17 protein-coding genes and 1 tRNA gene are annotated in these 13,938 nt (G+C 58.4%); 11 read left to right on the top strand and 7 right to left on the bottom strand.

Translation table 11 applies throughout. The annotated features are described in order from the left end of the window. Positions 1–13 precede the first annotated feature (13 nt). The 6 genes from dnaB to FPL22_RS15210 form a co-directional block, all read right to left on the bottom strand. Complete coding sequence (gene dnaB / locus FPL22_RS15235) at positions 14–1,423, bottom strand: replicative DNA helicase (protein WP_144353841.1); 1,410 nt, start codon at positions 1,421–1,423, stop codon at positions 14–16. A gap of 158 nt (positions 1,424–1,581) precedes the next feature. Next, entirely contained in the window at positions 1,582–2,160 is a 579-nt protein-coding gene (gene rplI / locus FPL22_RS15230; protein WP_144353840.1) for a 50S ribosomal protein L9, read from the bottom strand. Between the two features lie 54 nt (positions 2,161–2,214). After that, positions 2,215–2,715: a single-stranded DNA-binding protein gene (locus FPL22_RS15225; RefSeq protein WP_144353839.1), complete on the bottom strand. Its 501-nt coding sequence runs from the start codon at positions 2,713–2,715 to the stop codon at positions 2,215–2,217. 25 nt (positions 2,716–2,740) lie between these two features. Beyond that, a complete protein-coding gene (locus FPL22_RS15220; protein ID WP_144353838.1) occupies positions 2,741–3,040 on the bottom strand; it encodes a 30S ribosomal protein S6 in 300 nt (99 codons plus the stop codon). Next, positions 3,037–3,621, bottom strand: a complete 585-nt coding sequence (gene pth / locus FPL22_RS15215) for an aminoacyl-tRNA hydrolase (protein WP_144353837.1) — start codon at positions 3,619–3,621, stop codon at positions 3,037–3,039. Before pth ends, FPL22_RS15220 begins: the two co-directional genes overlap by 4 nt. Positions 3,622–3,681: 60 nt before the next feature. Continuing rightward, a complete protein-coding gene (locus FPL22_RS15210) occupies positions 3,682–4,404 on the bottom strand; it encodes a 50S ribosomal protein L25 (RefSeq protein ID WP_144353836.1) in 723 nt (240 codons plus the stop codon). Positions 4,405–4,586: 182 nt separating this feature from the next. Between FPL22_RS15210 and FPL22_RS15205 the strand changes: the two genes are divergently transcribed. After that, a tRNA-Asn gene (locus tag FPL22_RS15205) sits at positions 4,587–4,661 on the top strand. Positions 4,662–4,734: 73 nt separating this feature from the next. On the opposite strand, the gene FPL22_RS15200 is transcribed toward FPL22_RS15205, so the two are convergent. Further along, the gene (locus tag FPL22_RS15200; protein ID WP_144353835.1) at positions 4,735–5,055 is read right to left on the bottom strand and encodes a hypothetical protein; all 321 of its coding nucleotides are present in this window, start codon (positions 5,053–5,055) and stop codon (positions 4,735–4,737) included. Positions 5,056–5,232: 177 nt separating this feature from the next. Between FPL22_RS15200 and FPL22_RS15195 the strand changes: the two genes are divergently transcribed. The 10 genes from FPL22_RS15195 (at position 5,233) to cls (ending at position 13,935) form a co-directional block, all read left to right on the top strand. Continuing rightward, positions 5,233–6,897, top strand: a complete 1,665-nt coding sequence (locus tag FPL22_RS15195; RefSeq protein WP_144353834.1) for an ABC1 kinase family protein — start codon at positions 5,233–5,235, stop codon at positions 6,895–6,897. Next, positions 6,897–7,811: a YihY/virulence factor BrkB family protein gene (locus tag FPL22_RS15190; RefSeq protein ID WP_144353833.1), complete on the top strand. Its 915-nt coding sequence runs from the start codon at positions 6,897–6,899 to the stop codon at positions 7,809–7,811. Before FPL22_RS15195 ends, FPL22_RS15190 begins: the two co-directional genes overlap by 1 nt. Before the next feature lie 98 nt (positions 7,812–7,909). Beyond that, complete coding sequence (locus FPL22_RS15185) at positions 7,910–8,353, top strand: hypothetical protein (protein ID WP_144353832.1); 444 nt, start codon at positions 7,910–7,912, stop codon at positions 8,351–8,353. 255 nt (positions 8,354–8,608) lie between these two features. Continuing rightward, positions 8,609–9,175 carry a porin family protein gene (locus FPL22_RS15180; protein WP_144353831.1) on the top strand — a complete coding sequence of 189 codons (567 nt, stop codon included), beginning with the start codon at positions 8,609–8,611 and terminating at the stop codon, positions 9,173–9,175. A 77-nt stretch (positions 9,176–9,252) separates the two neighbouring features. After that, complete coding sequence (locus tag FPL22_RS15175; protein WP_144353830.1) at positions 9,253–10,428, top strand: AsmA family protein; 1,176 nt, start codon at positions 9,253–9,255, stop codon at positions 10,426–10,428. A gap of 19 nt (positions 10,429–10,447) precedes the next feature. After that, the gene (locus FPL22_RS15170) at positions 10,448–11,245 is read left to right on the top strand and encodes an SDR family oxidoreductase (protein WP_144353829.1); all 798 of its coding nucleotides are present in this window, start codon (positions 10,448–10,450) and stop codon (positions 11,243–11,245) included. A 98-nt stretch (positions 11,246–11,343) separates the two neighbouring features. Then, the gene (locus tag FPL22_RS15165; RefSeq protein WP_144353828.1) at positions 11,344–11,622 is read left to right on the top strand and encodes a DUF2934 domain-containing protein; all 279 of its coding nucleotides are present in this window, start codon (positions 11,344–11,346) and stop codon (positions 11,620–11,622) included. A gap of 112 nt (positions 11,623–11,734) precedes the next feature. Next, entirely contained in the window at positions 11,735–12,307 is a 573-nt protein-coding gene (locus tag FPL22_RS15160; RefSeq protein WP_162525329.1) for a DUF4142 domain-containing protein, read from the top strand. Positions 12,308–12,347: 40 nt separating this feature from the next. Next, positions 12,348–12,518 (top strand): hypothetical protein, encoded by a 171-nt coding sequence (locus tag FPL22_RS17730; protein WP_162525328.1) that lies wholly within the window; start codon positions 12,348–12,350, stop codon positions 12,516–12,518. Between the two features lie 13 nt (positions 12,519–12,531). Then, positions 12,532–13,935: a cardiolipin synthase gene (cls, locus tag FPL22_RS15155; protein WP_144353826.1), complete on the top strand. Its 1,404-nt coding sequence runs from the start codon at positions 12,532–12,534 to the stop codon at positions 13,933–13,935. The last annotated feature ends 3 nt before the right edge of the window (positions 13,936–13,938 follow it).

Below are 13,938 nucleotides of genomic sequence, written 5' to 3'. Positions count from 1 at the left end.
CCCGGAAAAGGGGTTACTGGGTGTAGTTTTCAAAGCGTGTAATGTCTCGGAGGAAGGTAAGTTTCAGTTCTCCTACCGGTCCGTTTCGTTGCTTGGCAACGATTAACTCGGCGGAGTCGGCGGCCACTTGGAATTTTTCGTCCGCATCCTTGGGCCGGGCAAGCATGAGAACGACGTCGGCATCCTGCTCGATCGAGCCGGATTCACGAAGGTCGGAAAGTTTGGGTGTGCGATTTTCTTTTTCGGCGGAACGGTTGAGCTGGGATAATACAATGACCGGCACGTCGAGTTCCTTCGCGAGCGCTTTTAATCCGCGGGAGATTTCCGCCACTTGTTGTTCACGAGGGGTTTTTGAGTCCGTCGGCGCGAGGAGCTGCAAGTAGTCCACGATGATCAGGCCCAGTTTGCTGCGCGACTGGAGACGGCGGGCTTTGGCGCGCAGCTCCATGATTGTCAGATGGCTGGAGTCGTCGATGAAGATGGGCGATTTCGAAAACTCGTCCGCTGCTTTGAGCAATTCTTGCTGCTCGGCGCCGTTTTTGGACAACAGGCCGTCACGCAAAAGTTTCATGTTCACCTTGGCACGTGCGCACAACATACGCAGCGCGAGCTGGGCCGAGCCCATTTCCAACGAAAAGATTAAAATGGGAACGCCCTCCCCTCGTTTGGGAAACGCGGCAGCCTCGGCAAAATTGAGCGCGAGCGAGGTTTTACCCATCGAGGGACGGGCGGCGAGAATGATCATTTCCTGCTTTTGGAAACCGTAGGTAAAAGCATCGAGATCCTTGAACCCTGAGGACACGCCTGTGAGTTCGCCCTTCTTCATCATCATTTTCGTGATGACGGCCATGGCCTCATTGGTCGGCCCTTTCATCTGCACCGCGCCATCGGAAACGCGGTCTTGCGTGACCTTGAAAATATCCTGCTCCACCTTGTCGACGAACTCCTCAAGGCCGCCTTCGTAAGCGTAGCAGCTCTCGACTGCTCCGGTGGCCACCTTGATGAGTTCGCGCAACAGGTGCAGCTCGCGGACCTTTTCGATGAAGTAATTCGACTGAGCCGTGGTCGGAATGCGACTGCTGACCTGCGTCAGGTAGGCATAGCCGCCGATCTCGTCGAGCTGGCGGCTGGTCTTCAGCTCCTCGGCGAGGATCTGGAGATCGATGGGCACGCCCTTGTTGTAGAGATCGACCAGCTTTTCGAAAATAACGCGGTTGGCCGGCGAATAAAACGCATTGGCGACCAGCTTGCCTTCCAAGCAGCGCGCAACGATGTCGGCACCGTCGAGGAAACAGCATGAGAGCAAATACTCCTCTGCCTCGAGACTGTGCGGTGGAACACGCCCGATCACGGACGCGAGATCGCGGGGGTCTTCGGAGTCGCGGCGTGAGCGGCGGGGGAATTTCGAAAAGTCGTCAGCCATGAAACGGAAGCAAGAGGCAAGACGGTGCCGCCGGAGAAGCAATGGTGTGTTGCGAAAAGTTTTTCACCGGTTGCTCACCAAGTGCGGTAAAAAGAAAAAGCCGCGGTCGAAAGACCGCGGCTTTGAGGGAGAAGAACGTCAGGAAATAAGGACGAACCTTACTTCTTGCGGTCGCTGCGCTTGGCCTTTTCGGCGCGGCGGGCGGCCTGCTTCTCGAGAGCGGCGTGCTCGGGATATTCTTCCTTGCTGGCCTTGGGCGCCTCGGCGGCGGCCTCGACGATCGGATTCTCGGAGACGACGTCGAAGGAGACTTCAACGGAAACGTCGGAGTGAAGTTTGATCTTCACTTCGTGTTTGCCGAGGGTCTTCACCGGCGTGTGCAGGTGGATCTTCTTCTTGTCGATGTCGACGCCGCCGGCGACGAGCTTCTCGTGGATGTCGTTCGCGGTGATCGCGCCGAACATCTTGCCGCCTTCACCGGTCTTGACGGCGAACGCGAGGGAGACCTTGGAGATCTTGTCAGCGAGCGCCTGGGCGCCGGACAGCTCAGAGGCCTCGCGCTCGGTGCGGCGCTTCTTCAGCGCGTCAACGCGCTTGCGATTGGCCTGCGTGAGGGCGACCGCATATTTCTGCGGGAGGAGGAAATTACGGGCGTAGCCGGCGCGGACTTTGACCTGGTCGCCTTCGGCGCCCAGACCGTCAACGGGCTTGAGTAGCAAAACTTCGTGGTGAGCCATGATGGTATATATGTTTGATTTTAATTTTTAAGAGGATGCGAACGCGGGGCGCGTTTAGAACGGAACGTCTTCGTCGATGTTGTCCTGCGGAGGCGGCGTCGGCTTGGAGGCCGTGCGCGCGGGAGGCGTGTGGCGTTCGATCGTTTGATCGATGCCTTCATCTCCACCGGTGGAAGCTGCGCGGGGGGCTGCGCCGGGAGCGCCGCCACCTTCGCCGCCTTCGCGGCCGCCGAGGAACTGGAAGTTCTCGAGGACAACTTTCATCTTGCTGCGTTTCTGACCGGTCGTCTTGTCGTCCCAACTGTCGAGCTTTAGACGGCCTTCGACGAAGAGCGGACGGCCCTTGGTCAGATACTTAGCGACGGTTTCGCCCTGTTTACCCCAGGCCTCGATATCGACAAAGGTCGTCTCATCGCGGGTGGCGCCAGACTCGTCCTTGAACTGGCGGTTAACCGCGAGTCCGAACTGGCAGATGGCGGTGCCCTTCGGCGTAACCCGGAGTTCCGGATCACGCGTCAGGTTGCCAATGAGCATTACTTTGTTGAGGGAGGCCATGGGAGCGCGGTGTTCGCCCGTTTAATCAGGCGTTCTGGAGGAACGTGCGGTAAACGGTGCTGTTGAGGCGGAGACGCTCTTTGAGAGCGGCCGGGCCGGTGGCGGGAGCGGCGAACGAGACCTGGACGTAGGTCGCGCCGACGAGGTTGCGGTCGGTGACGCGGGCGAATTCCTTGCGGCCGAGGGTTTCGACAGCGCCGACTTCGCCGTCAACGGCGATGATGTCTTTCTTCACGCCTTCGATGATCTGGTCGAAGGTGTCTTCCTTACCGCGGTTATCGAGGATGAAGGTCGCGCGGTAGTTGCGTTTGGTGGTGGTGCTCATTGTGAGTCTCTACGGTTGAGTTGGTTCATGGCCTTGTCGGCGCCGTGGTCTAGCACGAGGCGGAGTCCGGTCACGTAGCGTTCTAAATTATTTTCGAGGAGGAGTTGTTGAGAAGGAGTAAATTTGCCGAGAACGAAGTCTTTGAGATCCATCTGCGGCGGGTCTTTGGGACCGATGCCGATACGGTAACGAATAAATCCGTTGCCGAGTCGCTCGAGCAGGCTGGCCACACCGTTGTGACCTCCGGCGCTGCCGCTTACGCTGACTTTCACGAGACCGAGGTTGATCGTGAGGTCGTCATAAACAGCGGTGACCGCGGTGCCGGGGATCTTGTAGAACCCCGTCATCGCCTGCAGCGCGCGACCACTTTCGTTCATGAACGTAAGCGGCTTCGCGAAGTAGACGGTGCGGCCTGGCTCCGGGTCCCAGCGGGCGACCTCCGCCTCGAACGACCGTTGCTTTTGCCAAGCAAGGCCGAGCTGACGGGCGAGCGCCTCGACGACGACGAAACCCACGTTGTGGCGGGTTTGATCGTAATCGCGACCTGGGTTGCCCAGACCGGCAACAAGCGAGATGGACATGACTCAAAGAACGAACGTCCGGGCTCGTCGCAGTTAAGCGGCGGGCCGAGGCGGCAAAGCTTACTTCTTGGCGGGAGCGGCGGCCGGCTTGGCGCCAGCAGCGGGAGCAGCGGCCTTGGCGTCGGCGGCGGGAGCAGCGGCGGCGCCGGGTTTGGCGGCGGTAGCGGCAGCGGCAGCAGCAGCGGCGGGAGCGGCGGAGGCGATTTCGCCCACGGGCTCGACGACGGAGACAACCGGCTGGCCCTTGAGGTCAAGGAACTCGACACCCGAGATGGGCTTGAGCGTGCCGACCTTGAACGCCTCGCCGACCTTCAGCTCGGTCACATCGACCTCGATGACGGGGGGCAGATCCTTCGGCAAGCAGCGCACGCGCAGGGTGTGCGTGGCGACTTCCAACACGCCGTTCTGGTTCTTCACGCCAAACGACTCGCCCACGACCTGAACAGGCACGCGGATTTCGAGCGTTTCGTCGGCTTTCACTTCCTGAAAGTCGATGTGAAGGAACTTGTCGGTGATCGGATCGCGCTGAACTTCCTGGAGGAAGGACAGGGATTTAACCGTGTCAGACGCATCTTTACGGGTGAGCTCGATGAGGAGCGCACGACCGGCGACGGACTTGAGGAGGCGCACGAACTCCGGTGCATCGATGGCGATGGACTCGGGCTTGGTGTGCTTTCCGTAGAGGATCGCAGGGATCTGGTTGGCCTTGCGCACGCGGCGGGAGGCAGAACGACCGGTTTGGGCGCGGGTCGTGACGTTAAGGATCAGTTGTTGTTTGCTCATAGCTTCGTTCCCCCTGTTCCCTCGGAATTGAAGGCAGGCGTATTAGAAAAGAGGTCCAAGACACCGGAGCCCCCGAGGGAAGGCAACCAAAACTTTGGAAATCTGGCATGAATGCCAAAACGAGCATTGACAACCTGCCGCGTTGAATTGTTTTTCACCCCTCCTTCACGGGAAATGTGTATTGCCTGGTAGCTCAGTGGCAGAGCAGGTGACTGTTAATCACTTGGTCGTAGGTTCGACCCCTACCCGGGCAGCCATTTTTCCCCAACGTGAAGCTAGGCTTGGCGGAATTAGGACAGGATAAATGTCCCATTCGCCTTTTGGCCGATATTACAGAGCCGATGCGGCCCAGCCCGGGATTTCCACGCGGCGGCCGCAACCGTGATCCTCGATCAAGTTTTGAATCCACGGGCGCGAACACGAACACGCTTTGACCTCTACGTAGCTCTTACCACCTTCGTTCACGACACGGTAGTTGTCGACGCGGACTGTCACCGGTTCCCGTTCGCCGATCAATGAGCACAAGACGTGAACTGTCTTGGCCTTTGAATCGATTTTCAGTTCCTGCACCTCCCCGTAGCGCTTGATCAATCCGTTGACGTAGCTGCGGGCGGCCTGGCTGGAGATGGCATCTTTGGCGGCGGTAAACATGGTGGGATAAATGCGGCCGACGGCACGCCGGCTGGCAATCTTTCAAGCCAGTCAACGTCGGGCAACTTTGGTTCCGACGTATTTTATTCATGTCCATAATCTCCCGCGAACCGGAGGGAGAAAAAGCTGTCGGTCCTCACGTCCAGCAAACGTCCGTCGGCAACTACCAGCTCTCATATGAAACTCTCCCTCAGCCATTTTAAACGTTACAAGGAAATCGCCTTTCTTCTCTGGAAATACGGGCGCTCGGACTTGGTCAAAAACATGGAGTTCGACGAGCCCTATGATCCCGAAAAAGAGGGCAAAAAAATCGGCGACGTCACCCCGGACCAACTCGCTGATGATCTCGAGGCCATGGGTCCGACCTACATTAAAATCGGTCAGGTGCTCGCCGGTCGTCCCGATCTCCTGCCCGCACCTTATTTGAAGGCCCTTGAGCGCCTTCAGGATAAAATCACGCCCTTCCCTTACGAAGAGGTCGAAAAAATCGTGGCGAACGAATTGGGTGTGCGCATCTCGAAGGCGTTTAGCCGCTTCGATGTCACGCCGCTGGCCGCCGCTTCCTTGGGCCAGGTGCATGCCGCCGCCCTGCGCGATGGACGCGAGGTTGTCGTGAAGATCCAACGTCCCGGCATCCGTGCGCAGATCGCCGAGGATTTTGAGGTTCTTGGCGAAATAGCCTCGTTCCTCGACAACCACACTGCCGCTGGCAAACGCTATCGTTTCGCCACCGTGCTCGAAGAGTTCCGCATCGCGATTCAGCAGGAGCTCAACTACGAAAACGAAGCTCAGAATCTAATCACGGTCGGAAAAAATCTGAAGGAGTTCGCGCTTATCACCGTGCCGCAGCCCGTGATAGATTACAGCACGCGCAGCGTCCTAACGATGGACTATGTGCAGGGGCAAAAAATCACTTCGATCAGCCCGCTGGCCCGCATCGATATTGATGGTGCCCTCATGGTGGAGGAACTGTTTAAAGCCTACCTGAAGCAGGTTCTCGTTGACGGTATTTTCCATGCCGACCCCCACCCGGGAAATGTCTTCCTGACCGGCGACAATCGCATCGCCTTGCTCGATCTCGGCATGGTCGGCCACACCGGACCGGGCATGCAGGAACACCTGCTCAAACTCCTGATCGCGGTCAGTGAGGGCAAGGGCGAGGAGGCCGCCGAGACGGTCATCCGCATGAGTGAAAAACTACCGACGTTCGACGCGCCGGAATTCCGCCGCAAAATCAGCCAGCTGGTGGCGATCCGTCGCGATCAGGGCCTGGAGCAAATCAAAGTCGGCCAGTCGCTCCTCGATGTCAGCACCAACGCTCGCGACAACGGCCTGTTCGTTCCCAGCGAGCTCACGCTCCTCGGAAAAACCCTGCTGCAGCTCGACGAGGTCGGCCGCATTCTCGATCCCGAATTCGATCCCAACGCCTCCATCCGCCGCAACGTCACCGACATGATGACGCGACGCATGAAGAAGGATCTCACACAGGGCAGCGCGTTCAGCTCGCTGCTTGAGTTGAAGGACTTCACCACGCAACTGCCCGGCCGCCTCAACCGCATCATGGACGCGGTCACCAACTCCGAGGTCGAAGTGAAAGTGAAGGCGGTCGACGCCAAGCTAATGCTCGACGGCATGCAGAAGATCGCCAACCGCATCACCACCGGTCTCATGCTGGCGTCGCTTATCATCGGCGCCGCGTTGATGATGCGCATCGAAACGCGTTTTCATCTCTTCGGTTATCCGGGCATCGCCATTGTCTGCTTTCTCCTGGCGGCGGCCGGCGCATTCTGGCTCTTGATCAATATTTTCCTTCACGATCAAAGTAACAAGGACACCAAGTAATGAAGGCGAAGCAGCCGGCCGATCCCTTCTTCATTCGTCGCTTCCCCCTGTTGCTGTGGCGGACGGTGAAGGTGTTCTTTTCGGACAATGTCAGCCGGCTCGGTGCCGCCCTCGCCTTCTACACCACCGTCGCCATAGCGCCCATGCTCGTTCTAGCGATTGCCCTCGCCGGCTTCTTCTTCGACAGCAAAGACGCGGCACGGGAACGCGTTCTCATGGAGATTGAAAACCTCGCAGGCGAACAGGCCAGCACGGCCATCGAAGCCGTGCAGAGTCCCGCCAACAACTCCGCCGGTCGCATCGCCACGATCATCAGCGCCGGCACCTTGTTGTTCGGTGCCTTCGGTGTGTTCTATCATCTGCAGGATGCGCTCAACACCATCTGGCATGTGCCACCCCCCAAGGAAACCAGCATGTGGCGGACGCTCCGAAAACGACTGTTCTCCATCGCGATGGTGCTCGTGACTGGTTTCTTGCTGCTGGTCTCGCTCATCGCCAGCGCATTCCTGAGCTGGCTCAGCGCCAACACCGTCGCACGACTCAGCCTGCCGCCACTCGCGCTTCAACTGGTGAACATCGTGCTCTCGCTCGGCATGGTCACCATTCTCTTTGCCGTGATCTTCCGGCTGCTGCCCGACACGCGCGTGCGCTGGCGGCACGTGTGGCTCGGCTCGGTCTTCACCGCCGTGCTGTTCACCGCAGGCAAGACCGGACTCGGATTCTATCTCGCCAATGCAAGTGTCGCCTCGGCCTATGGCGCCGCGGGTTCGCTGATCGTGCTGCTGTTGTGGTGCTATTATGCGGCACAGATTATTTTCTTCGGAGCAGAGTTCACCCGCGTCACCGATCTCAGCGATGGTGGTCGTGACTTTTCGGATCTCGACCGGCCGGTGCGGCGCAATCTGTCCCTGTAACCTGGATACGCGAAAGCGCCGATCCTAGGGAACTTATACCGGCCGTTGTCCACTTTGAGGGTAGCCTGCGATACCACAACCCATCGCAGACTTAACCTATGGCCACAAAACCTCCCTCCCGCACCCCGGCCACCAAGCCGGACGAAGCCTCGCATTTGCATGTCACTCAAAAAGCCACGGTCGGCACCAGCGGCGCCTTGCTTGGCGCATTGGTGGGCGGCCCCATCGGCGCCGTCATCGGCGGCGTGATCGGTCTGGGCTTGGGTGCAGCAGCGGATGAATCACCGGCTCCCACTGCCGGCGGAAAAGCAAAAGCCACCGTGAAAGCGGCCGCTAAATCCGTTAAGACCACCGCTAAGAAAGCAGTCAAAACAGCGGCCGCGAAAACCAAAACCGTTGCGAAAAAAACCGCTTCTAAAACCAAGGCCGCCGTGAGCACCGCAAAAAAGACCGTCAAGAAAGCGGTCAAAAAAACCGTGCGTGCCGCCGCTCCTAAAAAATCCACTGCCAAGAAAAAAACGAAGCCCGCAGGCAAACGCTGAACTTTGGCATAGAGGAATCTTCCACGAAAAAACCTTTCTCAAATCTCCTCTGGGAACCATCCGGTTCCCCCATAAAACCGCGACGCTCATCGTCGCGGTTTTTTATTTTCCACCCGAGGCGTCCCTAGGAAAACGCCCCCATGCCACGTTAGGTATGAATGGAATCGATTGCGAATTGCGCAGCCGTTGAGCCCGCCAAAACGTGATGAAGTCCTCGACCTGGGGACGACCAAACAAACCCAAACAAAACTCAAAATGAATAAGACTAAATTGATCCTCGCAGGCGCGTCCCTGCTCTTCGCCTCCACCTTCGTGTCGGCCCAGACCCGCACCGAGACCGTTCCCGTCGCGACCTACCAGCCATCTGAATTCGGCGCGGTCAAAGGTGAGTGGGAATTCACCCTCGGCGGCAGCGGCGCTTCCAACAAAGACTTGGACAACTCTCTCGGCGGCGTGAACTTTTCTCTCGGTCACTACCTGACCGACAGCCTTGAGCTCTCCGTGCGCCAGTCAGGCAACTACTCCAATGGTTCCGGCGATGCCGAATTCGATGGCTCCACCTTCGGCGCCCTCGATTACCACTTCGGCACTGGCCGTCTCCGTCCGTTCGTCGGCGTCAACTTCGGCGCCATCTACGGCGAAAATACCAGCGACACTTGGGCCGCCGGCCTCGAAGCCGGTCTCAAGTTCTACGTCCTCCCGAAGACCTTCCTCTTCGCCCTCGTGAACTACGCCTGGACCTTTGAAAACGCCGATGGCGCCCAGGACAACTTCGATGATGGTGCCGTCCTCTGGAACGCGGGCGTCGGTTTCAACTTCTAATTGAAGTAGAAATTTTCACCGTCGAAAAAAATCCGCGCCCCGCAGAACCAATCTGCGGGGCGCTTTACTTTAAAGGCATGACACTCGTTCCACATCTCCACCGGCTGCGTTCCTGGTTTTTATTGCGGCCGCGTTTCTGGCTCTGGATCGGTATCATCGCCGCCCTTCTGCTGGCCGTCCGCATCGCCCTGCCCTTCGTGATTCGCGACGCGATCAACAAACGCCTCGCCGTGGTTGAAGGCTATTCAGGCAAAGTCGACGACATCGATCTGCAGCTCTTCCGCGGGGCCTACCGGATCGACGGCGTCTCAATTTCGAAACGCGAAAACGACCGCCTTGAACCGTTCTTCGCCGCGGAGCTGGTGGATTTTTCAATTTCGTGGGGCGAACTTTTCCACGGACGTCTCGTGAGCGACATCTTCCTCGTCGCTCCCCGACTGCAACTCACCAAGTCCACCACACCCGTCGATGCCGGTGAAGAAGGCCGGCGCTGGCAAGATGTCATTGCCGACATTTTCCCGATTGAAATCACCCAGCTCGAAATCACGCGCGGTGAACTTAGTTTCGTCGATTCCACCAGCACGCCCCGCGTCGATATTTCCATTCGCGACCTGCACGTGATCACCACCGGCCTGCGTAATGCGCCGACTGTGGAAACCGGCCCGCATCCCGCCGTGCTCAGCGCGGAAGGCATCACCATCGGCGACGGTCGTTTCAAGCTGTTCGCCCAAGGCGATCCCCTCGCCGATCAACCCACCTTCAAACTCAAACTCGATTTGCAGGATGTGAATCTCGTCGCCTTAAACGATTTTCTGGAGGCTTACGCCAACGTCGATGTCTCCGCCGGTGTGTTTCAACTTTACGTCGAGGTCGATGCCGCCGGCGGTGCGTTCTCCGGCTACGTGAAGCCTTTCATCGAGCACGTTGAGTTCAAGAACATCTCCGACGAAAACAAAGGCCTCTGGCGCCGCATGTGGGAAAGCATCGTAAGCGGAGTCTCTTCCATCGTAAAAAACGACGACCGCGACCAGGTTGCCACACGCGTGCCGTTCTCAGGCAACTTCGAGAAAACCAAAGTCGGCGTCTGGTCCACCATCGTTCACTTGGTGAGGCACGGTTTCGGCCAACCCATCCCGGAGGGTCGTGACGACGAACCGCTTCCCACTTGGGACGAGAAGCAGCGGCAAGCGGCGGAAGCCGAAAAGCAATCAGCCTCCGATTCCTCCAAGGGCCCCAAGATCTATCGCCCTTAATTCCAATCCCCGCCGTTTTATGAACACGCCCACCCTCACCCTGCATGGGAAAACCGCCCTCGTCACCGGTGCTGGCTCTGGCATTGGCAAAGCCACCGCCCTGATGCTCGCCGAGGCCGGCGCATGTGTCGGCGTGCTGACCCACAATGCCCGCGAAGCACGCAGCACCGCTCGTGAGATCACCGCTGCGGGTCATCAGGCCATCCCGTTGGTCGCTGATGTATCCGATGAGAAAAGCATGAAGGCGGTCTTTGCCTCGCTCAAAAAAAGCTGGGGCCAACTCGACATCGTCATGGCCAACGCCGGCATCAACGGTCTTTGGGCCCCCATTGAGGAAATCAAAACCAGTGACTGGGACGAAACCCTCGGCGTGAACCTGCGCGGCACGTTCCTCACCGTAAAACTCGCCGTCCCATTGATGAAGAAAAAGGGCGGTTCCATCATCGTTGTTTCCTCCGTCAACGGCACGCGCATGTTCAGCAACACCGGCGCCAGCGCCTACGCCACGTCGAAAGCCGGCCAGGTTGCCTTCGCCCGCATGATCGCCCTCGAGCTCGCGAAACATTCGATCCGCGTAAACACCATCTGCCCCGGAGCCATCGAGACGAACATCGGCGACAACACGAATGCCAGGCACCTCCGCCGCATTCGCGAGCCGGTTCGCTTCCCCAAAGGTCAGGTTCCACTCACGCAGGGTAAACCCGGCCACGCCTCCCAAGTGGCCCAGCTCGCCTTGTTCCTCGCGTCCGATCACTCATCGCACATCACCGGAACCGAGGTGTTCATCGACGGAGCTCAATCGCTGCTGCAGGGCTGAGATCCCCGGAAAATCCCCCATGGCGGATACAGGTGCGACCTGATTCCAACGATCTGCATGAGCTGATATCGTCATCCTGTTATCTCCTAAAACCGCTCATGAAAAACGATATTTCCGCATCAGCTTCCCATGAAGATATCTCGCAACGCGCCCGCGAGCTGTGGTCGAACTACGGCCAGCCCGAGGGTCGCGACAATGAGATCTGGCTCGAAGCCGAACGCCAGTTGTTGGGCGTCGATCCATTGATCGAAGGCAATGGAAAGATTGCGGTGTCCGCCCGCGATTTCGACGAGAGCACCGGTCAGGGCAAGCTCCCCAGCCGCACCACCAAAAAAGCTGCGGTCGCGAAAGCCGCTCCCGCACGCGGCAAACGCTGATGCCTCATACAGGCGCGTCATCCTCGCGCCTCATCCCTCCCCTCAGGCCCCTCGCGCATCGTTACCCCTGCGATGTTCGAGGGGTTTTGTTTTATCCTCATTCCTAATCTCCATGAAAACCAGTGCCCGCCTGCCTCTCCTGATTACCGCCGCCCTTTTTGCATTCTCGCTGCCCGCCAGCTCTGCAGGGGCGCAGGAAACGAACAGCGCAAAATCCGACAAATCCGCCGATGCTTTCTCGCGCCGTGATCGCCGGTTCATCGGAAATATCCTGAAAATCCATCACACCGAAACCGTGATCGCGCAGCTGGTCGCGGAGCGCGCCACGACCAAGGAGATCAAGGCACTCGCCCGCCAGCTGGTGGCAGATCTTGGGGAGGCCACACGTGAGACCCGCGCTCTGGCCGAGAAAAAACACATGCCGCTGCCCGATGTGCGCAGCGAAGCCGGCGATCTAAAAACCTGGAACGAAAAAAAGCCCGAAACTCTGGATGCCGACTACCTCCGGCGCGTGGAAAAAGCGCTCGATTCCCTCGTCGATCTCTATGAGGACGCCGCACAAAAATCAGACAACCCCGAGATTGCCGCCTTCGCTCAAAAGCTCCTGCCCTCCGCCCGCGAGCAGCACCAACGCGCCAGCCAGATCGTGCCCGTTGAAGTGGTCATTCCCGCAGAAGGGAAATAACCCGATAGGCAAGCGCTGCATATCAGCGTAATCTATCCGCATGAAACTACCCCAAATTTTCCAGAAGGCCTCTCAGAATGCCGTAGGCAATCCCGCGAATCCTTCGATTGAAGAGCGCGAGAAGATGATCGCGAAAAACAAGAAGAAGTCGGAATCAGAACCCGTAAAAAAGCTTCCTGCTGATGAACTACCGCGCACCCTGAAGGACTGATCCTTCAGGGCCTATGTCCATCGCGCTTTCCGTCCTCTATTTTCTTTCGCTTCTCACGATTCCCCACCTGTTGTTTCGCAAGAAACACCCGTCCGCGACGCTCGCGTGGCTGTGGGGAATTTTACTTTTTCCGTTTCTCGGCGCCCTGCTCTACCTCGCGATCGGCACCGACCGGCTAAAGCGCAAGCGGCTCCATCGTCGCGCCTCGTTCACCAGTTCGCGGCCCCACCGCAAGAACACCGATTGGGCCAACCCTTCCCTCAGTCCCGGCGACGCCGCACTCGTTTCCCAAATCGCGCGCCTCAACCAGATCCCGGTTACCCAGGTTGATGACACACGCCTGCTGCCCGACGCGGATAAATTTTATGACGCCTTGCTCATTCGCATCGCCGAGGCACGTCATCACATCCACATCCAGTTCTACATCTGGCGAAAGGATGCCACGGGAGATATTTTCATCAAAGCCCTCGTCGCGGCCGCGCAGCGTGGCGTGAAAGTCCGCGTATTGCTCGACGAGGTCGGTTGTTTTTTCGTCCCCGCATCCTACTTCAAACCCATCGTCGATTCCGGCGGAGAATTCTCCTGGTTTCTCACCATCAGCCCGCGTCGTCAGCGTTACCTGCTCAACCTGCGTAATCATCGCAAACTTCAGGTCATCGACGGAGCCATCGCGTTTGTCGGCGGCATGAACATCGGTCGTGAATACCAAGGCCTCGACCCGTCCGTCGGTGGCTGGCGCGATATGCAAATCGAGCTTACCGGGCCCGCCGCGTGCGTGCTGCAGGAGTCGTTTGCTGACGATTGGTATTTCGCAACCAAGCGCCATATCGAGGACGAATGCTATTACCCAAAGTCTTTCCAGGCTGGTCCCTTCACCACACTCGTGGTGGCGGGTGGGCCCGACTCGATTCATTCGCCGGTGCAGAAATCGCTTCTCGCGATGCTCAACCACACGCAAAAAAGAATCTGGCTCACCAGTGGCTACTTTGTGCCGAACAGCGTCACGCTGACCGCCATGCAACTCTGCGCCGCCCGAGGCGTCGACGTGCGCCTGCTCATTTCGGGGAAAAGCGATCATCCGATCCTGCTCCACATCGGACGCTCGTATTATGAAGAGCTCCTCGAATCAGGCGTGCGTCTCTTCGAATACAATGCCGCCATCCATCACTGCAAAGCCGGCGTCATCGATGACGACTGGCTCCTCGTCGGTTCTGCGAACCTGGACAACCGCTCGATGCATTTAAACTTCGAGTTGAACGTGCTGATTCACATGCCCGAACGCACTGCGGAACTGGCCGCCATTCTCAAAAAGGACTATGACTCCGCCGTGGAGATCAAGCTGGATAAATTCCGCAATCGCCCGCTCCGTCAAAAATGGATCGAGGCCATTGTCCGTCCGTTCGGCCCTGTGCTTTAACTG

Origin of the sequence: Rariglobus hedericola (assembly GCF_007559335.1) — a bacterium.
Classification (GTDB): Bacteria; Verrucomicrobiota; Verrucomicrobiia; order Opitutales; family Opitutaceae; genus Rariglobus; species Rariglobus hedericola.
Note: the sequence above shows the minus strand (reverse complement) of the source record. Positions and strands in the feature narration are given on the sequence as shown.

Excerpts from the sequence above, each read along its gene's own strand:
- dnaB (WP_144353841.1), bottom strand. The coding sequence starts at position 1,423 with ATGGCTGACGACTTTTCGAAATTCCCCCGCCGCTCACGCCGCGACTCC.
- rplI (WP_144353840.1), bottom strand. The coding sequence starts at position 2,160 with ATGGCTCACCACGAAGTTTTGCTACTCAAGCCCGTTGACGGTCTGGGC.
- FPL22_RS15225 (WP_144353839.1), bottom strand. The coding sequence starts at position 2,715 with ATGGCCTCCCTCAACAAAGTAATGCTCATTGGCAACCTGACGCGTGAT.
- FPL22_RS15220 (WP_144353838.1), bottom strand. The coding sequence starts at position 3,040 with ATGAGCACCACCACCAAACGCAACTACCGCGCGACCTTCATCCTCGAT.
- pth (WP_144353837.1), bottom strand. The coding sequence starts at position 3,621 with ATGTCCATCTCGCTTGTTGCCGGTCTGGGCAACCCAGGTCGCGATTAC.
- FPL22_RS15210 (WP_144353836.1), bottom strand. The coding sequence starts at position 4,404 with ATGAGCAAACAACAACTGATCCTTAACGTCACGACCCGCGCCCAAACC.
- FPL22_RS15200 (WP_144353835.1), bottom strand. The coding sequence starts at position 5,055 with ATGTTTACCGCCGCCAAAGATGCCATCTCCAGCCAGGCCGCCCGCAGC.
- FPL22_RS15195 (WP_144353834.1), top strand. The coding sequence starts at position 5,233 with ATGAAACTCTCCCTCAGCCATTTTAAACGTTACAAGGAAATCGCCTTT.
- FPL22_RS15190 (WP_144353833.1), top strand. The coding sequence starts at position 6,897 with ATGAAGGCGAAGCAGCCGGCCGATCCCTTCTTCATTCGTCGCTTCCCC.
- FPL22_RS15185 (WP_144353832.1), top strand. The coding sequence starts at position 7,910 with ATGGCCACAAAACCTCCCTCCCGCACCCCGGCCACCAAGCCGGACGAA.
- FPL22_RS15180 (WP_144353831.1), top strand. The coding sequence starts at position 8,609 with ATGAATAAGACTAAATTGATCCTCGCAGGCGCGTCCCTGCTCTTCGCC.
- FPL22_RS15175 (WP_144353830.1), top strand. The coding sequence starts at position 9,253 with ATGACACTCGTTCCACATCTCCACCGGCTGCGTTCCTGGTTTTTATTG.
- FPL22_RS15170 (WP_144353829.1), top strand. The coding sequence starts at position 10,448 with ATGAACACGCCCACCCTCACCCTGCATGGGAAAACCGCCCTCGTCACC.
- FPL22_RS15165 (WP_144353828.1), top strand. The coding sequence starts at position 11,344 with ATGAAAAACGATATTTCCGCATCAGCTTCCCATGAAGATATCTCGCAA.
- FPL22_RS15160 (WP_162525329.1), top strand. The coding sequence starts at position 11,735 with ATGAAAACCAGTGCCCGCCTGCCTCTCCTGATTACCGCCGCCCTTTTT.
- FPL22_RS17730 (WP_162525328.1), top strand. The coding sequence starts at position 12,348 with ATGAAACTACCCCAAATTTTCCAGAAGGCCTCTCAGAATGCCGTAGGC.
- cls (WP_144353826.1), top strand. The coding sequence starts at position 12,532 with ATGTCCATCGCGCTTTCCGTCCTCTATTTTCTTTCGCTTCTCACGATT.